At 42.1% G+C, this 22,627-nt stretch carries 25 protein-coding genes, 1 pseudogene and 1 riboswitch; of the genes and pseudogenes, 20 read left to right on the top strand and 6 right to left on the bottom strand.

Annotated elements, in window-relative coordinates:
• Positions 1–188: 188 nt before the first annotated feature.
• The 11 genes and pseudogenes from LJE09_RS00450 (at position 189) to LJE09_RS00500 (ending at position 8,555) form a co-directional block, all read left to right on the top strand.
• Positions 189–1,172, top strand: a complete 984-nt coding sequence (locus LJE09_RS00450; protein WP_227310900.1) for a DUF3878 family protein — start codon at positions 189–191, stop codon at positions 1,170–1,172.
• A 39-nt stretch (positions 1,173–1,211) separates the two neighbouring features.
• Complete coding sequence (locus tag LJE09_RS00455) at positions 1,212–2,015, top strand: HD domain-containing protein (RefSeq protein WP_055059455.1); 804 nt, start codon at positions 1,212–1,214, stop codon at positions 2,013–2,015.
• Between the two features lie 59 nt (positions 2,016–2,074).
• Positions 2,075–2,662, top strand: coding sequence for a M48 family metallopeptidase (locus LJE09_RS00460; protein WP_055053344.1), 588 nt, complete (start codon positions 2,075–2,077; stop codon positions 2,660–2,662).
• A gap of 76 nt (positions 2,663–2,738) precedes the next feature.
• Positions 2,739–3,965: pseudogene (locus LJE09_RS00465) on the top strand (endonuclease Q family protein); the annotation flags it as partial.
• A gap of 69 nt (positions 3,966–4,034) precedes the next feature.
• Positions 4,035–4,493: a metallophosphoesterase family protein gene (locus tag LJE09_RS00470; protein ID WP_055199850.1), complete on the top strand. Its 459-nt coding sequence runs from the start codon at positions 4,035–4,037 to the stop codon at positions 4,491–4,493.
• Positions 4,494–4,558: 65 nt separating this feature from the next.
• A complete protein-coding gene (locus tag LJE09_RS00475) occupies positions 4,559–4,990 on the top strand; it encodes a hypothetical protein (RefSeq protein WP_008707032.1) in 432 nt (143 codons plus the stop codon).
• A gap of 317 nt (positions 4,991–5,307) precedes the next feature.
• Positions 5,308–5,775 carry a hypothetical protein gene (locus tag LJE09_RS00480; RefSeq protein WP_022380930.1) on the top strand — a complete coding sequence of 156 codons (468 nt, stop codon included), beginning with the start codon at positions 5,308–5,310 and terminating at the stop codon, positions 5,773–5,775.
• Positions 5,776–5,794: 19 nt separating this feature from the next.
• Positions 5,795–6,163: a CidA/LrgA family protein gene (locus LJE09_RS00485; protein WP_020993269.1), complete on the top strand. Its 369-nt coding sequence runs from the start codon at positions 5,795–5,797 to the stop codon at positions 6,161–6,163.
• Positions 6,160–6,852, top strand: a complete 693-nt coding sequence (locus LJE09_RS00490; RefSeq protein WP_055053348.1) for an LrgB family protein — start codon at positions 6,160–6,162, stop codon at positions 6,850–6,852. The genes LJE09_RS00485 and LJE09_RS00490 overlap by 4 nt, the downstream gene beginning before the upstream one ends.
• 335 nt (positions 6,853–7,187) lie before the next feature.
• Positions 7,188–7,409, top strand: coding sequence for a hypothetical protein (locus LJE09_RS00495; RefSeq protein WP_022380928.1), 222 nt, complete (start codon positions 7,188–7,190; stop codon positions 7,407–7,409).
• A 177-nt stretch (positions 7,410–7,586) separates the two neighbouring features.
• Complete coding sequence (locus tag LJE09_RS00500) at positions 7,587–8,555, top strand: biotin--[acetyl-CoA-carboxylase] ligase (RefSeq protein WP_173706667.1); 969 nt, start codon at positions 7,587–7,589, stop codon at positions 8,553–8,555.
• A 63-nt stretch (positions 8,556–8,618) separates the two neighbouring features.
• Here the strand turns inward: LJE09_RS00500 and LJE09_RS00505 are convergent, their stop codons facing one another.
• Genes LJE09_RS00505 through LJE09_RS00515 form a run of 3 tightly spaced genes read right to left on the bottom strand, consistent with a single transcriptional unit; the run spans position 8,619 to position 10,389 of the window.
• Positions 8,619–9,383 (bottom strand): hypothetical protein, encoded by a 765-nt coding sequence (locus LJE09_RS00505; RefSeq protein WP_118670126.1) that lies wholly within the window; start codon positions 9,381–9,383, stop codon positions 8,619–8,621.
• Positions 9,384–9,387: 4 nt separating this feature from the next.
• Positions 9,388–9,882 carry a hypothetical protein gene (locus tag LJE09_RS00510; protein ID WP_227310901.1) on the bottom strand — a complete coding sequence of 165 codons (495 nt, stop codon included), beginning with the start codon at positions 9,880–9,882 and terminating at the stop codon, positions 9,388–9,390.
• Positions 9,883–10,389 carry an RNA polymerase sigma factor gene (locus LJE09_RS00515; protein WP_227310902.1) on the bottom strand — a complete coding sequence of 169 codons (507 nt, stop codon included), beginning with the start codon at positions 10,387–10,389 and terminating at the stop codon, positions 9,883–9,885.
• Positions 10,390–10,864: 475 nt separating this feature from the next.
• Here LJE09_RS00515 and LJE09_RS00520 point away from each other — a divergent pair, with 475 nt between their 5' ends.
• Positions 10,865–12,016, top strand: coding sequence for an alanyl-tRNA editing protein (locus tag LJE09_RS00520; RefSeq protein ID WP_227310903.1), 1,152 nt, complete (start codon positions 10,865–10,867; stop codon positions 12,014–12,016).
• A gap of 153 nt (positions 12,017–12,169) precedes the next feature.
• A complete protein-coding gene (locus LJE09_RS00525; protein WP_055059447.1) occupies positions 12,170–13,048 on the top strand; it encodes an amidohydrolase family protein in 879 nt (292 codons plus the stop codon).
• A 183-nt stretch (positions 13,049–13,231) separates the two neighbouring features.
• Here the strand turns inward: LJE09_RS00525 and LJE09_RS00530 are convergent, their stop codons facing one another.
• Positions 13,232–14,410, bottom strand: a complete 1,179-nt coding sequence (locus LJE09_RS00530) for a hypothetical protein (protein WP_118616674.1) — start codon at positions 14,408–14,410, stop codon at positions 13,232–13,234.
• A gap of 537 nt (positions 14,411–14,947) precedes the next feature.
• A riboswitch (THF riboswitch) is annotated at positions 14,948–15,052 on the top strand.
• 86 nt (positions 15,053–15,138) lie between these two features.
• Here LJE09_RS00530 and LJE09_RS00535 point away from each other — a divergent pair.
• Positions 15,139–15,699: a folate family ECF transporter S component gene (locus LJE09_RS00535; protein WP_008707011.1), complete on the top strand. Its 561-nt coding sequence runs from the start codon at positions 15,139–15,141 to the stop codon at positions 15,697–15,699.
• A 334-nt stretch (positions 15,700–16,033) separates the two neighbouring features.
• Here the strand turns inward: LJE09_RS00535 and LJE09_RS00540 are convergent, their stop codons facing one another.
• Together LJE09_RS00540 and LJE09_RS00545 are read right to left on the bottom strand one after the other, a co-directional pair.
• Positions 16,034–16,810 carry a GNAT family N-acetyltransferase gene (locus LJE09_RS00540; protein ID WP_008707010.1) on the bottom strand — a complete coding sequence of 259 codons (777 nt, stop codon included), beginning with the start codon at positions 16,808–16,810 and terminating at the stop codon, positions 16,034–16,036.
• A gap of 100 nt (positions 16,811–16,910) precedes the next feature.
• Positions 16,911–17,609, bottom strand: coding sequence for an SGNH/GDSL hydrolase family protein (locus LJE09_RS00545; RefSeq protein WP_008707009.1), 699 nt, complete (start codon positions 17,607–17,609; stop codon positions 16,911–16,913).
• A gap of 431 nt (positions 17,610–18,040) precedes the next feature.
• Between LJE09_RS00545 and LJE09_RS00550 the strand changes: the two genes are divergently transcribed.
• The 6 genes from LJE09_RS00550 to atpG all read left to right on the top strand — a co-directional run bounded on the left by LJE09_RS00550 (position 18,041) and on the right by atpG (position 22,624).
• Complete coding sequence (locus LJE09_RS00550) at positions 18,041–18,703, top strand: F0F1 ATP synthase subunit A (protein WP_008707008.1); 663 nt, start codon at positions 18,041–18,043, stop codon at positions 18,701–18,703.
• Positions 18,704–18,965: 262 nt separating this feature from the next.
• Positions 18,966–19,184 (top strand): ATP synthase F0 subunit C, encoded by a 219-nt coding sequence (gene atpE / locus LJE09_RS00555; protein ID WP_008707007.1) that lies wholly within the window; start codon positions 18,966–18,968, stop codon positions 19,182–19,184.
• A 40-nt stretch (positions 19,185–19,224) separates the two neighbouring features.
• Entirely contained in the window at positions 19,225–19,725 is a 501-nt protein-coding gene (atpF, locus tag LJE09_RS00560) for a F0F1 ATP synthase subunit B (RefSeq protein ID WP_020993266.1), read from the top strand.
• Positions 19,706–20,209 carry an ATP synthase F1 subunit delta gene (gene atpH / locus LJE09_RS00565; protein ID WP_008707004.1) on the top strand — a complete coding sequence of 168 codons (504 nt, stop codon included), beginning with the start codon at positions 19,706–19,708 and terminating at the stop codon, positions 20,207–20,209. The genes atpF and atpH overlap by 20 nt, the downstream gene beginning before the upstream one ends.
• Before the next feature lie 16 nt (positions 20,210–20,225).
• Entirely contained in the window at positions 20,226–21,725 is a 1,500-nt protein-coding gene (gene atpA / locus LJE09_RS00570) for a F0F1 ATP synthase subunit alpha (RefSeq protein WP_044951755.1), read from the top strand.
• A gap of 8 nt (positions 21,726–21,733) precedes the next feature.
• Positions 21,734–22,624, top strand: coding sequence for an ATP synthase F1 subunit gamma (gene atpG, locus LJE09_RS00575; RefSeq protein WP_008707001.1), 891 nt, complete (start codon positions 21,734–21,736; stop codon positions 22,622–22,624).
• Positions 22,625–22,627: the final 3 nt, after the last annotated feature.

Below are 22,627 nucleotides of genomic sequence, written 5' to 3' on the forward strand. Positions count from 1 at the left end.
ATAGAAAAATTTTTCTATTTGGCAGAAAATATGATTAGTGATATCATAAAAACATATCTGTAAAATTGTGCAAATGTATCCTGCTTCTGCATTGCGGTAATTCCATGAAACGATGCAATGGATTCTTTTATCAAGTGTGTTAAACAGAATCGGCGAAAGACATTGTACAGAAACAGCAGGAGTTAAGGATGGAAGATATAATGGAAGACAATTTTGAAAAATTAAATCTGCTTCTGGAGCAGGAACAGTGTGAATTTGTGGATATTCCAGATGGTTTTACCGGACAGACGGAGAGTGGAGAATTACGACTGATCTATCTGATGAATGATGCAGTGGAGAGTTTTCTGGTTCTGAAAAATGCCAGGATGACGGGAAATTATGTCAGGGATTATGAAGGTGAGTTTGAGGGCTCTGTAGAGAAGGCAGACAGGGATTTATGTGAAGTAGAGTATATTCTGGTGGTTCATCAGGGGCGAAATGTGTTTACTGTATTTTTTGAAGATATTTTGTTGGAAACACAGTTGTATAATTATGGAGAGCTGGGACATTTCTGGGTGAAGGGCTATGAAAATCTCAGGGTAATGGAGTATCAGATTGCCATATTGCGTGATAAATATGAGTATCTGGGAGAAAAATATTGCACTGAGTATGAAGGAAAGCTGGCAATGCTGCGTGATTTCCCGCCGTTAAACTATCTTTTTTATCCGGCAGTACCGGAGAAGTATATTGTTCCGGTGGACAACCCATGGGAGGTAACGGCGGAAGCACTGGCAGTTATGCAGGAACTGGCAACGGAAGCAGGAGATGAAAAACTGGGAAAAATGCTCAGGCGTTATGAAAAAAATCCGGATATATCAAATGCCAAAAAGATAGCCGGAATGCTTTGCAGGAGCAGTCATTTACCGGTGATTACTCTGCTGGGAGAAAAAATCAGGGAAGCAGCATCGGTCTATCCGGACAGAGATTTTGGCAGGAAACAGAATGAATATCTGCATGAACTGATGGAAAAAGCGGAACGAAGAAAAGAAGAATTGGAAGCAGAGAATGTTCAGACTCTGATCTACAGAGAAGAACCTTTCATTTATGACTGTGATTCCATATCGTTTCAGGTATATCTTATGATTGTGAGAAAAGGTGTATGGAAGCAGAAAATAATGGTTGAGAAAATATAAAGTAGTCCGAACAGGAATAAAGAAGGGATTATAATAATAATGGATAAATTATTAGACTTAACAAGAGACTTTGATGCAGCGAAAGCTGCTTTTGAAGCATATCTGGATGAATATGACAGAGCAGATGATAAGATTCATCTGAAGATCGTACATACTTATGGAGTGGTTGATGCAGCAGAGGACATTGCCCGCCGTATGGGGCTGGGTGAGGAAGATGTACAGCTGGCGAAGGTAATCGGATTGCTCCATGATATTGGAAGATTTGAACAGATTAAACGATTTGACAGCTTTGAACCGGGAACCATGGAGCATGCAGTATATGGTGCACAGCTTCTGTTCGGACCGGAGAAAATGATCCGCAGATTTGTGAAGGATGACAGGTTTGACAGTTTGATCTGCACTGCGATTGAGAAGCACAGTGATTTCAAACTGGAAGGAATTACGGACGAGAGAACCCTGCTTCATGCAAAGTTAATCCGAGATGCAGACAAGCTGGATAATTGCAGGGTAAAGCTGGAAGAGTCAATGGAAACACTTCTGGGAGTGGATGAGAAGGGTGTTGGTGAAGGAGTAATCGCACCAAAGGTATGGGAGTCCTGTATGGCAAAGGAATCTGTATTATCTTCAGACAGAGTTTCAAAAGTGGACTACTGGATTTCCTATATTGCTCAGTATTATGACATCAATTTCCCGGAAACCTATGAGATCATGCGTGAACATGATTATGTGAAAAGGATCATGGACAGGGTTCCTTATGCATTGCCGGAAACACAGGAAAAGATGGATATTCTGGCAGCAGAGATGGGGGAATATATGGATGAGAGAATTCGAAACAAAAAATAAAAATTGCGAAAAGCAATAAACAGTGGGTGGGGACATATGAAAAGACAAGAGTGAACAAAATGGATATGGATAAAACAGAGAAGAATCAGGAGAAATTCACCTGCGGAGAATTTGAATATCAGGTCATAAGAAGTGCCAGAAAAACCATGACTCTGGAGGTTCGCAGGGATGGAAACGTAATCGTTCGCGCACCTCTCCGTACAGGTCTGCCGAGGATCAAAAGATTTGTAAACCAGAAGCAGGAGTGGGTTCTGGGATGTCTGGAACGGACAAAAGAATACCGGGAACAGAAGCCGCTGAGCGCAGATCTGAGCGAATCGAAACGAAATGTCTATATACGAAAAGCAAAAGAAACGATTACCAAAAGAGTTTCTTATTTTGCCAGACTCATGGGCGTTTCTTACCGCAATATCACCATCAGAGAACAGAAAACAAGATGGGGAAGCTGTAGCAGTGAGAAGAATCTGAACTTTAACTGGAAACTGATACTGGCGCCTCCGGAAGTGCTGGATTATGTAGTGGTACATGAACTCTGCCATCTGAAGGAAATGAATCATTCGAAGGCATTCTGGGACGAGGTCGGGAAAGTAATGCCGGAGTATGAGACGTACAAGTTGTGGCTGAAAGAAAACGGATGGAAGTTATAAATATATCTTTGGGTGTTGATATTTTATAACTCTGGAAAAGAAATACTTTGATGTGAATTTAAGGGGATAAATGTTAATGAAAATGATAGCTGATCTGCACATTCATTCCAGATTTTCCATGGCGACAAGCAAAGAGGGCACGCCTGAAAATCTGGATTTCTGGGCGAGAAAGAAAGGAATTTCACTGATTGGAACAGGTGATTTCACGCATCCGGTATGGAGAGAAGAACTGAAGGAGAGACTTGTTTCAGAGGGAAACGGCCTGTATCGTCTCAGAGATGAATACGTAAAAGAAGAAAGCCGGAAGTTCCCGGGAGAAGGAACACGTTTTGTTGTCTCCGGGGAAATCAGTTCTATTTATAAGAAAAATGGAAAGACCAGAAAAGTACACAATGTAATCCTGCTTCCCGGTCTGGAGGCAGCAGATGCCATGGCACAGCGTCTGGAAAAAATCGGAAATATTCACTCAGATGGTCGTCCGATTCTTGGTCTGGACAGTCATGATCTTCTGGAAATGATGCTGGATGTATGCCCGGAAGGAATTCTGATTCCGGCTCATATCTGGACACCGCATTTCTCTGTATTAGGTGCGAAATCAGGATTTGATTCTGTAGAGGAATGTTTCGAGGAACTGGCACCGTATATACATGCACTGGAAACAGGGCTTTCCTCTGACCCGGCTATGAACTGGAGAATTTCCAAACTGGACCGCTATCAGCTTGTATCCAATTCAGATGCACATTCCCCGTCTAAGCTGGGGCGCGAGGCGAATCTGTTGGATATTGACTGTTCCTATGAAGGACTTTATCGGGCAATCCAGACTGGCGAAGGGCTGGAAGGAACAGTAGAATTTTTTCCTGAAGAGGGGAAATATCATTTCGATGGTCACAGAAAATGCGGTGTATCATTAAGCCCGGTGGAAGCAGAACGGCTTGGAGGAATCTGCCCTGTCTGCGGAAAGAAGCTGACCATGGGCGTAGATCACAGAGTAGAACAGCTTGCAGACAGAGCGGAAGGTTTTGTGAAAAAAGATGGTAAGAAATATGAAAGCCTTGTACCTCTGCCGGAAGTGATCTCTACATGTATGGGCTATTCCGCTGCAAGTAAGAAAGTGCAGGGGTGTTTTGAACAGATGATTCAGACACTGGGGACAGAATTCGACATTCTGCGAAATGTACCGTCAGAAGATATTAAATCCTGTGCAGGAGAACGGATTGCGGAAGGAATTGAAAATGTAAGAACCGGAAATGTGAAGAGAATTCCGGGGTATGATGGGGAATATGGAAAGATTGAATTGTTTGATGAAAATTAAACATAGAATGATGAAATTATAAAACGGCCTATAAGAGAATGATTAGCGAGGAAATAGTGTATGAAGAAAATAGGGATTATTTCAGATACCCATGGCCTGCTCAGGCCGGAAATACTGGGAATTTTAAAGGGTTGCGACTGTATTATCCACGCAGGTGACGTAAACAAACCGGAAATTCTGGATACACTGCGTATGATGGGTTCTATTTATGTAGTCCGAGGAAATAACGACAAAGATTGGGCAGAGGGAATGGCGAAAACCTTACACTTTACCATAGAAGGGGTAAAATTTTTCATGACTCACAATAAAAAAGATGTAGACTGGGATTTAAAAGACACACAGGTAGTCATCTTCGGACATACCCATAAATACTTCGAAAAAATGATAGACAACCGTCTATGGCTAAACCCGGGAAGCTGCGGCCCCAGACGCTTCGACCAGGAGATTACCATGGCAGTAATGACAGTCGACAATGGAACCTATCAGTGGGAAAAGGTTGCTATGATTCCTGAAAAGTAAACAGAAGACAAAGTAGATTGGTCAGGAGGGAAGAAAAAATACACAGTAATGAAGGTGGTGATAATATGCACAAGTGGAATGAGATTACAGATGAGAATTCGCTGAAGGAATTTATGGAAAGAGTGTCGTTTTTCCATGATAGCTGTATCAAAGAGATGCATTATCTGAGCGGAGCATATGTTAATGAAAACCTGGATATGTATCCTGTAAACGATCGCAGGATTTTGAGAGTAATAATACAACGGCAGTATGAAGAAGATTCAATGATTGAAATGGAATTTCAGGGATTAAAATACTTAAAGTTATTTCCGGCAGACGAACGCTATTCATGCGAAATACTCGATTCCAATATAATTCTGAAAGAGGATTGTATCATCTGGAGCGACTGCGAAGATAAAACAGAGCTGGAAGATGGAGACACAGGAACTTTGGTATGTGCATCTAAACTTCGATGGCGTTCGATTTTCGGATATATGGGAGAGAAGAATTATTGGTAGGTGTGCCCTTTCCCACATTTCTTTTGACCCAAGGGGTGTGTAACAGCACAGTCTCTACTTCAATAATCCTTTGGATAAAGCCTTTATAATTTATGTAAAGTATATCGTATTTATTCTTTTTCGTAAAGAAGTCTGGATGGAAGTTCTGCTTACCACAGTATAATATATAGAAGAAAAAGTTTTTGCAGAAAAGAATCAGGATTCTGTAAAAACTTTTTTTTTACGCAGAAACAACCTTGCAATTTGTGATGAATACGCTATAATAAAAAAACGTAATGAACCAAGATTGGTTAGACCAATATAAAGGAGTTGAATATTTGAAAAATAAAAAAGAACGAGACTGGAAGTTTATCATCGGTATGATTGTTCTGCTCGCCATTTTTGCTGTAATGGGAGGTGCTTTCTGGAATATGGTAGGAAAGCAGGCACAGATAGTCAGGGAGGAAGAGCAGAAAGAGGAAGCAAATGCTATTTCTGCAATCTATATCGAGACAGGAGAATTTCTGAAGACCGGAGTTTTTGTGGATCTGAACAATGGAACTATTTTCAGCGCAGACATACCGGCAGAGGGCATTTACAATAAAAAAGGAAAATTAATTTCCGATGATGTATTGGAAAATGGGGATAAAGTAAAGATATACGGCGATGGGATCATGCTGGAATCTTTCCCGGGACAGTATCCGGGCGTGACAAAGATCCAGAGAACCGGTCGAGCATCTCTCGAGGAAACTCAGGAGTACGAAGATCAGGTAACTGGAATGATGAAGCCTGTAGCCGTTCAGTAAGGATTAGAGGAGACTGAAAATGAAATACGTAAGACAATTCTGGATTATTTTACTGATATCCGCAATGGGAGAGGCATTACATGTTCTGATCCCGCTTCCTGTACCTGCAAGTGTGTACGGACTGGTGATCATGCTGATCGCACTGGGAACACACATTATCAGGCTGGAACAGGTCAAAGAAGCAGCTGAATTTCTCATAGAGATCATGCCGGTTATGTTTATTCCGGCAGGTGTCGGATTACTGACAGCCTGGGGCATACTGAAACCGGTATGTGTGCCGATCATTCTGATCACAGTGATCACCACAGTTGTGGTAATGATTGTGACAGGTCGTGTCACACAGGCAGTTATTCGTATGGACAGAAAGAAAGGACAGAAAAGATCATGACACAATTTATGAGTAATTCCCTGTTTTTTGGCGCAGCAATCAGCCTGATCGCATATGAGGCAGGACTTCTTTTGAAAAGAAAATTTAAGATGGCAATTTTTAATCCGCTTCTGATCGCGATCATTGCAGTAATAGCTGTGCTTTGTTTACTGCATATTGATTATGACACCTATAATCAGAGCGGTCAGTATATCAGCTACCTGCTCACACCTGCAACGGTCTGCCTGGCAGTTCCGCTGTATCAGCAGATGGAACTTCTGAAAAAGAATCTGAAAGCTGTAATCATTGGAATTGTTTCCGGTGTGCTTGCCAGTCTGGTCAGTGTGCTGATCCTTGCAAAGCTGTTCAGCCTGAGTCATGAGCAGTATGTAACACTTCTTCCGAAGTCTATTACCACAGCAATCGGAATGGGTGTTTCCGAAGAACTGGGTGGTATAGTAACGATTACAGTTGCAGTTATTATCATTACCGGTGTTCTTGGAAATATGCTCGCAGAGACTGTGATCAAACTTGCGCGTATTGAAGAACCAATCGCTAAGGGCCTGGCACTTGGAACCTCTGCCCATGCTATCGGTACTGCAAAGGCAATGGAGCTGGGTGAAATAGAAGGTGCCATGAGCAGTCTTGCGATTGCGGTTGCAGGTCTGCTGACAGTTGTAGGTGCATCTGTGTTTGCTCAGTTTATGTAAAAAATATAACATTAAAATCAGATAAGAGGATTGTCGTGGCAGGTGATGAGTGGCACGGCAGTCTTTTTTATGTTATAGGAAATTACTCCGTAATGTTCCTATAACATAAAAAAGCCCTCCGGGCAGGATTCTTTCTTAATTTTAAGTTTCAGAATCCGGAAAAATTTATAATAAAAAAAACGGCAAACAAATGTTCTAAAAACTCTTCCATTTTTGAAATGGGTATGTTATTATATATCAAAAGAAAGAGAATATATGTTCGGAAAATATGTTCGGGCATAATCGATCAGAGGATAAGGGCGATTTTTATCTGTCTGACATGAAGGAGGAGTAAAATGATGAATGCAGTAAATACCACACAGAGAATGAGAAGAAAGGAAAGACATAAATTTTCAAGGACAATGGCAGTGATCCTGGGGCTGATCGTTACCTTGGAAGTGATGGTTGCAGGTGGTATGATATTTAATATTGATTTTCATTCTGCTGACATGGTTGCAGTAGTTATGGGATTTATGGTGTTATATGCGGGGATTGTGGCAATCCTGACAGACAATTGATTACTGTACGGAAAATGTTACTGAGAACGGAGTGAACAGTAACACCGGAAAATTATGTGATAAGATATTTCCGGTAGAACATTAGACAAAAAGCATACCAGATGATATGATTAGCAGTAGATGATCAGAGAAGAGATAACGTGAAAATAATGGGACAGAAAGTAAGAAAGGGAAATTATGACTGTAAAATCAAGTCTTTTGGAAATGCTGGAGAAGAATAAAGGGGAGATACTTTCAGGTGAGAGTATTGCCGGTGAACTTGGCTGTACAAGAGCTGCAGTGTGGAAGGCAGTAAAGTCGCTCCGGGAAGAAGGATATCATATAGAAGCAGGACCGAATAAAGGATATATGCTTGCGAAGGATACGAACCGTCTGTCGCAGGAAGGAATCCGCCTGTTTCTGGATGATCCGAAGGTTAAGATAGATATTTATGATGAACTGGAATCTACGAACCAGACTGCCAAGAAAGAAGCTATGATGGGAGAGGCCGGACACGGGGCATTTGTCATTGCCAGGAGCCAGACTGCAGGCAGGGGGCGCAGAGGCCGGGAATTCTATTCTCCTGCAGATACAGGTCTTTACATGAGTGTGATCCTGAAGCCACAGGGAACCATACATGACAGTCTGCTGATCACAACTGCGGCAGCAGTGGCAGTCTACAGAGCAGTTGCTCAGCTCTGTGGAATCCAGCTTGATATTAAATGGGTTAATGATCTGTTTTATAAAGGAAAGAAAGTCTGTGGAATACTCACAGAGGCTGTCACAGATTTTGAGAGTGGAAATATTGAGTTTGTGGTAGTTGGCATGGGATTGAACCTCTATCTGGACCAGGAGAACCTGCCGCAGAAATTAAGAAGTATAGCAGGAGCCCTTTATGAGACAAAAGAAGATGCGGAACAGACTGACCGTAATAAACTGACTGCAATGATCGTGAACGAGTTGAGAAAAGAAACAGCAGATCTGAAATTATCTCCGGATTATGTGACACATAACATGATCCCGGGACATCAGATCACAATTGCAGACGGAAACTCTTCCAGACAGGCATTTGCATTGGAGATATGTAGGGACGGACGGCTGAAAGTACGGGAAGAAGATGGACAGGAGACAATATTGTCCTTTGGAGAAGTTTCGGTATCCATGTGAGGATAATGAGAATGGGATTGTTACATGAAGGTAGATTCCTTGATGTGACAATCCCATTTTGTGTCATGATTCAGAATTTGTTGTTTGTGATGAAGCATCCTCCTGAGACACTTCGGCGGCAGAATCTTTTTTCAGAGATACCGGGCTTTTGTTGTTTGCGGTGTCCGTGACATCGATATCTGTACAGCAATCAGGATTTACTGTGTCTGTGGTATTTTTAACCGCGTCAGTTTCCATATTCGGAACATTCTGCTGATACGGACGATAAGGTGTCCAGTAATGTTCTTCCTCAGTAAAGCTGTCAGGCTGTTCTTCATCCAGTGCATCCTTCTTGCGGGTGAGAATATAAATCCCTGTAAAAATGATAGCAGCTGCAATCACAAGCTGCGGCAGATGATATGTGAATCTGCTAATAACATCAGCCAGATATCCGGGTAAGATCATATAGAGGAAATCTACCAGAGTGTTCCATAGAATAGAAGCACCAAGGAAAATCAGCAGAATCGCAGTTATCTTTCCGTGATGTTTGAGCAGAGAACTGATGTCTCCTGCCAGTTCATCCATATGAAGGACATAGGAATCTTCTATGGAGTAAAATTCTTCCTCAGAAAGAGACTTCAGATTGTGCACATTAAAGAAACTGTAGAACCATATGATCGGAATCAGGAACACAAGCCAGTCCATTCCGGTACATGCTCCGATGGCAAAGACACCCCAGAATAAGAACATAATACTGATTCCCTGTTTTTTGAATCCCATGTACATTTCTCCTGCGCCTGGGATCAGGGAGAAGATAAAAAGCCAGAATCCACGTTTTTGTTTTTGCATACTTTTATTTGCCTCCATTCATTAATTTGCTGGAAAAATCACTGACATATTTTATAAAAGAGCTGGTGCCATCACCAATGTTCTGTCCGAGTTCTCTGGTGAACTGGTAGAGTCTGCCGTTTTCATGTTCGGGTAATATTCTGTCTGTCTGAGAGGAAGTATCCTGATATAAGGAAGTGAAATCCAGATTTGGGATACTGAATAAAAGCAACAGGGCAACCATCACACCGGCAGCAGTCTGAAGACTGTAATGGAGCAGCCGGATTTTGCGGGATGCTTTATTTGCTGCCCGGGCAAGCTGCACTTCACCGGAGGCTGCTTTGTCCAGAATCTGTTCCATCAGATAGGCAGGAGCAGTATCCGTACTGCTGTCTTCCTGTTCCATCATCTGATCCAGACAGAAATCGCAGTGATCAAGATGTGACAGAAACTCAATGACTTCCTGTGTGTTCATATTTCCGTTGTCAAATTCTATTAAATCCTTCTTATTAATATGCATCTAATCACCCCTTTCAAGCATTTTTTTCAGCATTGCCCTTGCGCGATAGAGCTGTGTCTGAATTGTTTTCGGATTTTTCCCTGTCTGCTGTGCAATCTCAGGTACTGATAATTCTTTGCAGAAATGTGCGTAAGCGACTTCTTTGTAAGGACTTTTCAACTGCATACATAATGCTTCTACGTGAGTGTTGGATGCAGTTTTCATATATTCATCTTCGGGAGAGGATTGCCTGTCCGGAATCTGGGAAAAGTAGGTGTCTTCTGTTGGAATACTTCGCCGCCCGGCTGCTTTCAGATAATCCAGACACTTTCGGACAGCGATCTTACTTAACCAGGCTTTCTCATAATTACCATCAAAACGGGAAAGGTTCTTATAGGCAGACAGAAAGACTTCCTGAGTGAGATCTTCGGCATCAAATGGATTGCCGACAGATTTCAGGCAGATCGAATATATTAAGTTCTGGTATTGCTTAATCAGATATTCCAGATAGTGCTTTTCTGTGATCATTACTGTCTCCTTTTCCCTGTTCATTTAATTATAACGCAGGAGGTGGGGGAATGGATTCAGATATTGGAGGAATTTTGAGAAAAAGGGGACGCGCAGAAAAATAGTTTGTTTTGTGTGCGGTTTCGGACACTAAGATATTCTAAGCTGGCAAAAATCTGCTAAAGGCATGAGAAAAATGCCACAAACTCGCCGCATGGCGGCTCAGACAGTGTGTCATTTTTCTCATAACGCAGATTTTTGCCAGCTAAGAATATCTAAGTATCCTGCAAATGCACACAAAACAAACTATTTTTCTGCGCTGGTTATTGGCTGTTTTGATTAACAGATTTTTTTATAGAAAATATCGCTGAGTGACGGTCTTGCGAAGCCTTTTGATTTGGTCTATACTTGATTGAAATGAAATGAAATACAGCATTTATGTTTATATGGAAGATAATGCGGGGCAATATGACAGATGAAAAAGGAGAGACAGATTATGACAGAAACAAGACGTTTATACTATGAAGATGTATATAAAAAAGAATTCACCGCAACCGTAGTAGAGTGTAGGGAGCAAAAGAAAGGCTATGTGGTCATTTTGGATGAGAGTGCTTTTTATCCGGAGGGCGGCGGTCAGCCAAGTGATGTGGGGACACTGGGGGATGCAAAGGTGACAGAGGTTCATGAGAAAGATGGAGAATTACTTCATTATACTGATAAGGCTCTGGAAGTGGGTGCGAAGGTTGAAGGAAAGATTGACTGGGTGCACCGTTTTGACCTGATGCAGCAGCATTCCGGTGAGCATATGGTCAGCGGTATTATCCATGAGAAGTATGGTTATGATAATGTAGGTTTTCATATGGGAAGCGATGTGATCACTGTAGATTTGAATGGTATGCTGGATGACTCGCAGCTTGCAGAAATCGAGCGTGAAGTAAATGAGAGAGTGTGGGAGGATAAGGAAGTTGTAATCACTTATCCTGATGCTGAGAAACTGAAGACTATTGATTACAGAAGTAAGAAAGAATTGACAGGACAGGTTCGTATCGTGACGTTTCCGGGAGTAGACGTATGCGCCTGCTGTGGAACCCATGTGACACATACAGGTGAGATTGGAATGGTGAAGCTTCTTTCTGTAGTGAAATTCCATGATGGTATCCGTATGGAGATGATCTGCGGTAAACGTGTTCTGGATTATCTGAATATGGTGAATGAGCAGAATCATCAGATTTCCATGAAGCTTTCTGCAAAGATGGACAGAACAGCAGATGCAGTACAGCGTCTGCAGGATGAAAATTTCCGTATGAAAGGCCAGGTTGCCCGTATGGAAGAAGAGATGTTTAGGGCAGAAGCTAAGAAATGGGAAGGTGCAGGAAGTGTCCTGATCTTCAAAGAAGGTCTGGAAGCAGATTCTGTACGTAAACTTGCGGATGCAGTGATGAATACCTGTGAGGGCTGCTGTGCAGTATTTTCCAGAAATGAAGATGGAAGCTATAAGTATGCCATGGGCGAGATTGACGGGGATTTACGGCAGTATACAAAGGAAATGAATGCTGCATTAAACGGAAGAGGCGGCGGAAAGCCATTCTTTGTCCAGGGGTCTGTGCAGGCAGCAGAAGACGAAATCCGAAATTTTTTTGAAAAATAAAAAATTGTAGATAAAAGATTATAGATAAAAGATTAAGTAAAACTGCGGAGTGGTTATTGAGCATAGAGTTGCATAGCGAAGCGGATGAGTTTATCCGTCTGACTCTATGTTTTGAATTAAGAAAGCAGCAGGGAAGAGGAAGAGAAACGGGAAATGTTTGGAGAATGTCATGCGCATATCATTATGGATGGCGTGAATTACCGCCATGCAGTTGAGGTGCATAAAAATGGACCGGACGATAAGATCATAAGAGAACATCTGAAGGCATACCAGGAACGGGGAATTGTTTTTGTACGGGATGGCGGTGATGCGCTGGGTGTTTCTGCGAGAGCGAAAGAGCTTGCACCAGAGTATGGAATAGATTACAGAACTCCGATATTTGCCATTCATAAAGAAGGACATTATGGTTCTATTGTGGGAAAAGGTTTTGCCACAATGGTGGAATTTCATAAGCGTGTTTTGGAGGCGAAACAGGCAGGGGCAGATTTTATTAAGATCATGACTACCGGGATTCTGGATTTTAATGAACATGGAGCGATTACCGGAACACCTCTGGATGGGTCAGAGGTAAAGGAAATGGTACATATTGCACATGAAGAAGGTATGGCTGTTATGTCCCATACCAACGGAGATTACGGAGTGCAGGCAGCAGTGGCTGCCGGAGTGGACAGTCTGGAACATGGAAACTATATGAATGAAGAAAGCCTTGCCATGCTGGCAGAGAGCGATACAGTCTGGGTTCCGACTCTGGTTACAGTGAGAAATCTTCTGGGAGACGGGCGTTATGATGATGAGACTCTGAAACCGATCATAGAATCCGCAGAAGAGAATATCAGAAAAGCATTCCGGCTGGGAATAAAAACAGCCCCCGGAAGTGATGCGGGGGCTTACAGAGTTCTTCATGGAAAAGGAATCCGGGATGAAGTTCAGTCCTTTGCAGAAATCCTGGGAGATCAGGATGCTGCATACCGCTGGCTTGCGGAAGGTGAAGCGGAAATCAAGAAGAAATTTACGGTTACTGTTCACTGGTGATATCCCGCGAGGTGTTTTGTGTGAGCGAAGGTCACAGAAAACCCGAGACATACCGCGCGAATTTATGCGATTAGCATAAATTAAGTTTGTGAAGCAAACGATACTCCTTGGGCATTGCACAAGGAGGTTCATATTTCCTGCATCGCGAAGCGTGTTGCTGAGAACGGAGTGAACAGTAACAATTTACGCATCCTGTACCTTAATTGCTGTATAAATATTAGAAGATTTTGATTTGGATGGATGGAAGGTAATACACACATAGTCGCCGTATTCCATGCCGCCTGCAGTGAGGTTCTGCGCGTTTTCTGTACGGAAGGTATCTATGGCACCGTCATCTGTCTGTACAGTGATGGTGTTGGCAGTACTTCCAATGATCGTGCCGGTTACTGTAAAGGAAATATGTTTGTCATTAATGGTATCAGGATCCTCACCTGTCACAGCAATAATACGGACTTCTTCTAGGGATGTTGTTTCCAGATCTCCGATATAAGTAACATTAACATGAGATCCCGGGGCAATTCCTCCCTTGAAGTAAGCGGGGATTGCTGACATATCCAGATTAAAGGAGGTGTCACTTCCGGCAGGAAGAATCCGGAGGATATTCAGATTTACTCCCTGTACAGTTGCCAGCAGCTGTTTTTCTTTATTTTCTATCTGCTCCGGTGTCTGTGTGAGTTTTGGATCCGGAGTTGGGGTGGGATCCGGTATTTCCAGATCTTTCAGATCAGAAATACTCAGCACTTTCAGGTGACTGGCATTTAAGGATGCGGAAGAATCATTGGAAATATCCGGGAATTTTCCCTTGAATGTAAGGTAAACCCAGTCACCGGCCTTGATTCCGTTCTGATAATATTGTTTTGTTCCTGTGATCGGATAGGTGGCTGTTTTTCCTTTCTTTGATTTTATTGTGATGGTATTGGAAGTCAGGGAAATGACCTGCCCATGTGCAGTGCGCTTTTTCAGTTTGTTTTTTTTATGAAATTCATCTACAACCTTCAGAACATGTACACTGCCTGTGTCAGTACCGGAAAGCTGACCTTCGTAAATGATACTGATCTCATCGCCGGTGATCATGCCGCCTTTACATTCCAGGGTGGCATTGGAAACATTAAATACATAGGAGGCACTGTCCGTGTTCAGAATAAGCTGGCTTCCTGAAAAATCCTGCAGGGTACCGGAAAGTTCATCCATATAGATACGGCCTTTTGTTTCGGTTTCAGTTGTGGTGTCAAATGAAGAAGTAAGTTCCCGGACGGATGTGTCTCCGGTGGATGTGAATTGTTCCAGTATGGTTTCAGGGCTGCATCCGGCAAAAGAAAAGCTAAGGCCGGCACAGACACATGCAGCAAGCAGTTTTTTCATAATATAGACAGGACCTCCAATAAATCATTCGTTTGAACATGATTCCTGCCGTATGCAATAATTATTTACAGGGAGGGATATTGCTTTCCGGCGGTTCGGGGATAAAATCAAAAATTTTCCGGTAGCTTTCCCATTCGTCATTATCTTTGGCAGGAGTGCATATCAGGCCGGTACATTCCGTACAGGCGTTGGTATTCAGGTAATTATCATAACATATATTATAAGGATTTTGGCAGTTATTTTTACATATTTCTGACATTTTTTACCTCCATGATTATAGCAGACCGGGGCGGGATATCTGTATTCATGTAATTTCTCATTGCTGAAGATGCCGGACTGCTGCATAATGTTATAGTATTAGTATATGCGGCTGTTTTATTCATAGACTTACGAGTGTTTGCAGCAATATTCTCAAGTAAAAAAAGCAGACCATTCGTATAGAATGAACAAAAAACAGCATTCAAATTTGTGAAAATAATAACGGAAAATATATTGCAATTTCTATGGATTGTGTTATAATTTCGATAAATAAATAATAGCGAAGTAGGATTTTATGCGTCAAGTGTTCACAGGCTGGGGAGTCGCCGTGAAACGAAAAGCAGAAAGCGTGCTGCTTACGATATAATTTCCGCACCCGTTGCTACATATGAGAGCATCTCATAATGTGGAGGGATTATTATTTATGTAACTACTCTATTTTTTAAACACATTATGGAGGTGTTTTTATTATGCAGAAAAAACAATATTGGAACGTAAAAACATTGGTGTTCATGGCTCTTCTGATCGCCATGCATCTGGTACTCACACGAGTTCTGGTCATTGATCTTGGTGCGTACCGTATTTCTGTGGGAAGTGTATGTACAATCCTTGCAGGTCTGTGGCTTGGCCCGGTAGCTGGTGGTGTCTGTGGATTATGTGCGGATATTATCGGGTGCTTTATGAAGGGCTATGCTGTAAATCCGTTTATCACAGTTGCAGCAATCCTCTGGGGTGTGCTTCCTGCCCTTGCAAAACCATTATTTGCAAACAGAAAGAAAACAGGAAAGACAGTTGGTATCTGCGTATCTATCGTGGTAACTGCAGTTCTCAGCTCTCTGGTGCTTACAACAGCAGGACTTGTGATCATGCTTGGATATAATTTCTATGCGATCATGCCCGGAAGACTGGTACAGTTTGCAATTATGATCCCGATTTACTGTGTATTAACATGTCTGCTGTATTTCAGCCCTCTGACAGCGATGGTGGTAGGTAATACATCACCTGCAGTGCTGAAAAACAAAACAGTATAATTGAGTTACTGTTCACACACCACTATTCCGCGAGGTGTTTTGGCATGAATATGCCAAAATCCCGAGACATACAAGCCAAAATTCCATTGCCGCAGGCAATCTGGAATGAATTTTGGCTACGTTACTGTGAACGGAGTGAACAGTAACATAATTGAGTCAGAGATAAAATACAGAATAAGACTTGAATATTAAAATTAAAATGATATACAATATAGTTGGCGCGAACTATGTTAAATGAATCAACTGATTCCCCGAAAAAGAAAAGTTAAAATCTATAAAAATTAAGAACTATCTGTAAAAGCAAAAAATGAAAACGCTTTACAGATAGTTCTTTTTATTTCTCAGGTGGGAAATTTCCGTTTTCATCCGGCTGTACGCGGAACCAGTAAGTATAAAGCTGCTGGAATCCAAGTGATCTGTATAATGCCCGGGCATTGTCATTTCCCTCTACAACCTGAAGATATGCATTCTGTGCACCTTTTTTCATTCCTTCTTTCAGAAGTCCTGTGCAGATCTGACGGGCATAGCCATGTTTGCGGTATTCCTCTTTGACATGGATGGCGTAAATACCGATGTAGTCTCTGTCCAGGATACCAAGCCCTGTTGCAATGATCTGCCCGTCTATGCGGATGCAGGCGCAAATGGTTTCTTTGAGAATTGCCTGATACATGGATGGTACAACTTTTCTGTGAATCGGATTTATAGTATTTTTTAGATTGAACAGACTTTCAATCCATTCAGACGGAATGTTATTGTAGAATGTTACATCAGGATATGGAGTATCCAGATGTGCGGCGTTCATGCTCATTGCCATGACATTGGTGGTATGCTGGATGGCATATCCCCGATTCTCCAGAACATAATCAAAGTCAGGAGAGACAAGAGGACTGATCTTAAATACAGCGGGGGTTCCCAGACGCTTATATACGCTTTCACAATATGGGATTTTTTCCCGCCAGGTGAGGGTGGAATTGCCGAACTGTTCTACGCTGTTGGTTCTGTGTGTATAAAAATAAGAAAATCTCAGGATCCAGCCGTCGTATAATTCCATCTTGTGAGATGGCCAGGCATTCAGAGACATATCTTCAATCTGTTTAATTGTAGTTTCCATAATATAAGGAAGACTCCTTTCCATAATAAGTCCGCAGATATGAGCGAGGACAGTGATTTATTATACAAAGTTCCGGGAAAATGCGCAATAGTTTATCTGTTCAGGGATTGTTATCAATGCTTTGAAGGAGAGGGAACAGTTTCTCGGCCAGAAGCTTATGCCCATACAAAGTAAGATGAATCCCGTCCGTTGTTATGGCATCAAATCCCGATTGAGTTGCTTCCTTATTAAAATAGTTATGCAGAGGCAGAAATGGAAGTCTGAATCTGACAGAGAGCTGTCGGATAATATCAGACATGGTATGGACATAGGGAATCCATGTCTCATATTCTTCCGGATGTGGAAAGATAAAGGGTTCCATAAGGATTACCTGCCTGGCATCTGCAGTGAGCAGATCCAATAATTCATTGTAATGAGTGGCAAACTCTCTTATCATCTGTTCTTTCTGAGAATCCATCCGGTCTGTGTTCATTATCAGACCGATATCATTGATGCCGATCAGCAGAGTTACAACAGGAGAGTGATGCAAAGAAATACGGTGTTGGCGGATATTTTCAAGGACTCTTGTCACAGTGAAGCCATCTATTCCACAGTTCCTGAAATGTATGGCACCTGTTGATTTATCTGTTAACTGTACAGCGCTTGATGAGCGTCTGACGGTATTTGCGGATATGGAGAAAGAAGGAGTTTGATTACGGAACATTTCTGAGAGTATCTGTACATACCCATTTCCCAGAGGAAAATCTTCAAATAAATGATTACAGTCCGTAATGCTGTCTCCCAGACAAATGATTTGCATAAAAAACCTCCTGTTTGGTATTACCAATATAAGGATTGGTAAGTGCAGAGATATAAAATTTATATAAAAACCATATAAAATAATATCATCTGCTTACAGTTCGGTCAATGAAAATTGCCTTTTTTTCGTGAAAATGCATTAAAAAAATTATGAAAATCTATTTTTCAATCAAAATGTCTGGATGAAATGCACAAAAAGAAAATCTATTTTTGCCAGAAATAGTCAAAATAATTGTTGACTTTTTAACGGATTTTAATATAATAATCTCAAAATCTTGAATCGATGGAAAGCTTATGAAATATTTTACAGACATAAGTTTAGGAATCCTGGCTGAGGCATCTGAGGCAGACAGCATAAAAAGCCAGAATATCTTCCGGAGATTTAAATAGAAAAAGGAGGGAAAAGAAACGGGTAATTTAGCAGACACGTTAATGGAAGAACTTCAATGTAAGACAGTTTTTACCATACCGGTGTTTGGAGGAATACCAGTTGCAGAGTCAGTAGCAGTGACATGGGTGATCATGGCAGTGCTTTTAATTTTGTCATTGGTGCTCGTAAGAAACCTGAGTGTGGAAAACCCCGGTAAGAAACAGCTTTTGCTGGAAACCGGTGTCAGTTTTCTTCATAACTTCTTTAAGGATATCCTTGGAGAAGAGGGAAAAATGTATATTCCCTATCTGATGACAGTTGTCATTTACATTGGAATTGCAAACATTTTCGGTGTGTTTGGATTTGTACCGCCTACAAAGGATTTAAACTGTACGATTGGTCTTGCAATCACAAGTATTTTTCTGATCGAGTATGCAGGATTCCATAAGAAAGGTCTGAAAGGCTTTCTTAAAAGCTTCGCAGAGCCGGCACCGATTATGCTGCCGATTAATATTCTGGAGGTCGTTATTCGACCGACATCACTTTGTATGCGACTTTTTGGTAATGTGTTAGGAAGCTATGTGGTTATGAAACTTCTTGAGTTTATATGCCCGGCAGTTCTTCCTATTCCATTCAGCCTGTATTTTGATTTCTTTGACGGATTCATTCAGGCGTATGTATTTGTATTCTTAACTTCTTTATTTATCAAAGAAGCTATTGAATAAAAAAGATTACTGTTCATACAGGAATATGACACCTATATAAGACCTGAGACGCGGGACATAAGGGATAAGACAGCAGTTATGAACAGCACTTAAATGCTGCCCGGATATTCGGTGGGTCATAACGGTCATAAACAACCGTTGGTACAGACATCTGTTGTACAGGCATCAAATGATCTCATCGGAATATCGACAGGATAGCATATTGTGAAGAAAGATTTGTAATATTTAGTTTATTTCAGTTAAACAACAGGAGGAAAAAGTTATGTTAGTAGCTATTGGAGCAGGAATCGCAGTTTTAACAGGTATTGGCGCTGGTATCGGTATTGGTATGGCAACATCTAAAGCAGTAGAAGCAATCGCAAGACAGCCGGAAGCAGAAAGCAAGATCAGCAAATCCCTTCTTTTAGGATGTGCCCTTGCCGAGGCAACAGCTATTTACGGTTTCGTTATCGGTCTTCTGATCGTTATCATGCTTGGCTAATTAATGGATAAAGAATAACTAAGAAAGGCAGGTGGGACAGGTGATCGAGATTAACATCAACCTGGTCTTTACAATTATTAACCTGATTGTTCTTTATCTTTTAATGAAAAAGTTCTTATTTGGTCCGATCCTCAATGTGATGGAGCAGAGAAAAAACATGATCGACCAGCAGTTCGCAAGTGCCAAAGATACAGAAGAACAGGCATATGAACTGAAAGGCAAATATGAAGATGCACTGAAATCTGCGAAAGACGAATCCATGCGTATTGTAAACCAGGCAAAGGATGAGGCAAAAGTACAGGCTGAGCGTATTGTAAAAGATGCAAACACACAGGCTGGTGCAATGCTTGACAAAGCAAAGGCAGATATCAGGACAGAGCAGGAAAATGCTATGAAGGCTATGGAAAGCAGAGTGGCAGAGATCGCGCTGGATGCAGCCTCAAAGATCATGGGAGAGAAAAACAGCAGTCAGCAGGATTTGTCCCTTTATGACCAGTTTATAAAAGAGGCAGGTGATTCCAATGACGGAAACAAGCATTAATTATGCAAAAGCATTATATGAGCTTTCTGTCCCGGAAGAAGCTGTTTTGGAGACAGAAAAGATTTTCAGGGGTACCCCGCAGTTAAAAGGTGCCCTTGAGAATCCACTGGTTTCTTTAAAAGAAAAAGAACATGTAATTGACAGAGTCTTCCCGCAGGAGATGAAAAATTTCCTGAAGGTGACCTGTAAATATCAGAAAATCAGCAGCATTTATGATATCCTGGAAGCATATGGCAATTACAGCCGCAAGCAGAAAGGAATCCTGAAAGCTGTTCTCACATATGTAACAAAACCGGAAGAAGCCCAGAAAGAGAAGATGGAAGATTTCCTTCGCAGGGAATTTGGAGCAAAGGAAGTAATCCTTACTCTCAGAGAAGACAAATCTTTGATCGGAGGCTTCATTCTTTCTGCCGGAGACAAAGAGTTCGACTGGAGTCTCCGCGGACGTTATAACAATTTAAGACAGAAATTGACACGGAGGTGAATAAAAGTTGGCTGCAATGAATCCAGATGAAATCATTTCGATTCTGAAAGAAGAAATTAAGAATTATGACGAAATCAGCAAGGACCAGGAAGTAGGAACAGTCATCTCCGTCGGAGATGGTATTGCCACGGTACATGGTATTGATCATGCTATGTATGGCGAGGTTGTAACCTTTGAGAATGGTCTGAAAGGTATGGTTCAGGATATCCGTGCAAACAGCATCGGATGTATCCTGTTCGGTAAAGATACAGGAATCAAAGAAGGAACAAAGGTAGCAAGAACCCAGAAGCAGGCAGGTGTGCCTGTAGGTGACGCTTTTATCGGAAGGATCGTAAACGCTCTGGGAGCGCCGATCGATGGTAAAGGTGAGATCAAGGCAGACGGGTATCGTCCGGTAGAGAATCCGGCACCTGGAATTATTGACAGAAAATCTGTAACAGTTCCTCTGGAAACAGGTATTCTTTCTATTGACTCCATGTTCCCCATCGGCCGTGGCCAGCGTGAGCTGATTATCGGTGACAGACAGACAGGTAAGACTTCCGTTGCACTGGATACCATTCTGAACCAGAAAGGCAAAGATGTAATCTGTATCTATGTTGCGATCGGACAGAAAGCTTCCACAGTAGCTAAGATCGTATCTACTCTGGAGAAACATGGTGCTATGGACTATACAACAGTATTCTCCTCTACAGCCAGTGACTGTGCACCGCTTCAGTATATTGTTCCTTATGCAGGTACTGCACTTGCTGAGTACTTTATGTATAAGGGAAAAGATGTATTAATGGTTTATGATGATTTATCCAAGCATGCAGTTGCATATCGTGCACTGTCATTGCTTCTGGAACGTTCACCGGGACGTGAGGCTTATCCTGGAGATGTATTCTATCTCCATTCCAGATTACTGGAGCGTTCCAGCCGTCTGAATGAAAAGGTTGGCGGTGGTTCTATCACTGCTCTTCCTATCATTGAGACACAGGCAGGTGACCTTTCCGCATATATTCCTACAAACGTTATTTCCATCACAGATGGTCAGATCTTCCTGGAGAGTGACCTGTTTAACTCCGGTATGCGTCCGGCGGTTAACGTAGGTCTTTCCGTATCCCGAGTTGGTGGTGCTGCACAGGCAAAAGCCATGAAGAAAGCAGCAGGAAGTGTCCGTATCGATCTGGCTCAGTATCGTGAGATGGAAATCTTTACACAGTTCAGTTCTGATCTGGACGAGGCTACAACTCAGCAGTTGAAATACGGAAGTGGACTTATGGAACTTCTGAAACAGCCGCTTTCAAGCCCGTTAAGTCTTCATGAGCAGGTCATCACTCTTTGTGCGGCAACACACAAGGCAATGATGCACGTGGAAACCAAGAAGATGAAGAAGTATCAGAGAGATATGCTGGACTACTTTGACAGTGCTTATCCGGAAATCGGAAGAGAGATCGAGGAGAAGAGACAGCTTCCGGATGAACTGGCAGAAAAGATCGTGAAAGTGGCAGAAGAATTTGCAGATAAGAGCAGGTAGGTGTTGATATGGGCAGTACGAAAGAGATTCAGACTCGAATGAAAAGCATTCAGGACACCATGAAGATCACCAATGCCATGTATATGATCTCTTCATCCAAGATGCAGAAGGCCAAAAGAATCCTGTCCGATACAGAGCCGTATTACTATAATATGCAGGCAGCAATTTCCCGAATCCTGCGTCATATGCCGGATACAGAGCATCCTTTTTTCAGTATCCGTCATAAGATCGCAGAGGAAGACCGTAAGATCGGCTGTATCGTAGTTACCGGTGATAAGGGTATGGCAGGTGCCTATAACCATAATATCCAGAAAATGACAGAACAGTTTATGGCAGAGCATGAGCACTGCAAGCTTTATGTGCTGGGTATGGTAGGCCGTCAGTATTTCACGAAGAAACATATGGATATCGCAGAGAACTTTCCATATACAGTACAGAAACCGACCATGCACAGAGCGCGCCTGATCTCAGAGGAGATTGTCAGAGCGTTCCTGGACAGAGAACTGGACGAAGTCCGTATTTTCTATACGGAGATGCAGAGTGCAGTTGCCATGGAGCCGGTGAATATGCAGCTTCTTCCATTGAAGAAAGCAGAGTTCCTGCCAAATCAGGCAATGCTTGCGGATATGCCACAGGAGGAAATCGTGCTGTCACCATCAGCCGATGTACTTCTGAATACCATGATCCCAAATTACCTGACCGGTCTGATCTATGGATGTCTTGTAGAAGCGTATGCCAGTGAAAATAATGCCAGAATGATGGCAATGCAGTCCTCTACGGACAGTGCAAAGAAGATGCTCAGGGAGTTATCCATTGAGTACAACCGTGCGCGTCAGGCTGCCATCACACAGGAAATCACTGAGATTGTCAGCGGTGCAAAAGCACAAAAAAGGAAGTGACGA

This window comes from Blautia sp. DFI.3.45 (assembly GCF_020593505.1).
In the GTDB taxonomy this organism is placed as follows: domain Bacteria; phylum Bacillota; class Clostridia; order Lachnospirales; family Lachnospiraceae; genus Blautia_A; species Blautia_A wexlerae.

What these genes read in the sequence shown, in the direction of transcription:
- atpG (WP_008707001.1), top strand. Translation starts at nt 21,734, where the DNA reads ATGGGCAGTACGAAAGAGATTCAGACTCGAATGAAAAGCATTCAGGAC.
- atpH (WP_008707004.1), top strand. Translation starts at nt 19,706, where the DNA reads ATGACGGAAACAAGCATTAATTATGCAAAAGCATTATATGAGCTTTCT.
- LJE09_RS00515 (WP_227310902.1), bottom strand. Translation starts at nt 10,389, where the DNA reads ATGATCACAGAAAAGCACTATCTGGAATATCTGATTAAGCAATACCAG.
- LJE09_RS00460 (WP_055053344.1), top strand. Translation starts at nt 2,075, where the DNA reads ATGGATATGGATAAAACAGAGAAGAATCAGGAGAAATTCACCTGCGGA.
- LJE09_RS00455 (WP_055059455.1), top strand. Translation starts at nt 1,212, where the DNA reads ATGGATAAATTATTAGACTTAACAAGAGACTTTGATGCAGCGAAAGCT.
- LJE09_RS00485 (WP_020993269.1), top strand. Translation starts at nt 5,795, where the DNA reads ATGAAATACGTAAGACAATTCTGGATTATTTTACTGATATCCGCAATG.
- LJE09_RS00530 (WP_118616674.1), bottom strand. Translation starts at nt 14,410, where the DNA reads ATGAAAAAACTGCTTGCTGCATGTGTCTGTGCCGGCCTTAGCTTTTCT.
- LJE09_RS00475 (WP_008707032.1), top strand. Translation starts at nt 4,559, where the DNA reads ATGCACAAGTGGAATGAGATTACAGATGAGAATTCGCTGAAGGAATTT.
- LJE09_RS00545 (WP_008707009.1), bottom strand. Translation starts at nt 17,609, where the DNA reads ATGCAAATCATTTGTCTGGGAGACAGCATTACGGACTGTAATCATTTA.
- LJE09_RS00525 (WP_055059447.1), top strand. Translation starts at nt 12,170, where the DNA reads ATGTTTGGAGAATGTCATGCGCATATCATTATGGATGGCGTGAATTAC.
- LJE09_RS00500 (WP_173706667.1), top strand. Translation starts at nt 7,587, where the DNA reads ATGACTGTAAAATCAAGTCTTTTGGAAATGCTGGAGAAGAATAAAGGG.
- LJE09_RS00535 (WP_008707011.1), top strand. Translation starts at nt 15,139, where the DNA reads ATGCAGAAAAAACAATATTGGAACGTAAAAACATTGGTGTTCATGGCT.
- LJE09_RS00510 (WP_227310901.1), bottom strand. Translation starts at nt 9,882, where the DNA reads ATGCATATTAATAAGAAGGATTTAATAGAATTTGACAACGGAAATATG.
- atpA (WP_044951755.1), top strand. Translation starts at nt 20,226, where the DNA reads ATGAATCCAGATGAAATCATTTCGATTCTGAAAGAAGAAATTAAGAAT.
- LJE09_RS00550 (WP_008707008.1), top strand. Translation starts at nt 18,041, where the DNA reads ATGGAAGAACTTCAATGTAAGACAGTTTTTACCATACCGGTGTTTGGA.
- LJE09_RS00520 (WP_227310903.1), top strand. Translation starts at nt 10,865, where the DNA reads ATGACAGAAACAAGACGTTTATACTATGAAGATGTATATAAAAAAGAA.
- LJE09_RS00450 (WP_227310900.1), top strand. Translation starts at nt 189, where the DNA reads ATGGAAGATATAATGGAAGACAATTTTGAAAAATTAAATCTGCTTCTG.
- LJE09_RS00470 (WP_055199850.1), top strand. Translation starts at nt 4,035, where the DNA reads ATGAAGAAAATAGGGATTATTTCAGATACCCATGGCCTGCTCAGGCCG.
- LJE09_RS00540 (WP_008707010.1), bottom strand. Translation starts at nt 16,810, where the DNA reads ATGGAAACTACAATTAAACAGATTGAAGATATGTCTCTGAATGCCTGG.
- LJE09_RS00495 (WP_022380928.1), top strand. Translation starts at nt 7,188, where the DNA reads ATGATGAATGCAGTAAATACCACACAGAGAATGAGAAGAAAGGAAAGA.
- LJE09_RS00490 (WP_055053348.1), top strand. Translation starts at nt 6,160, where the DNA reads ATGACACAATTTATGAGTAATTCCCTGTTTTTTGGCGCAGCAATCAGC.
- atpE (WP_008707007.1), top strand. Translation starts at nt 18,966, where the DNA reads ATGTTAGTAGCTATTGGAGCAGGAATCGCAGTTTTAACAGGTATTGGC.
- LJE09_RS00505 (WP_118670126.1), bottom strand. Translation starts at nt 9,383, where the DNA reads ATGCAAAAACAAAAACGTGGATTCTGGCTTTTTATCTTCTCCCTGATC.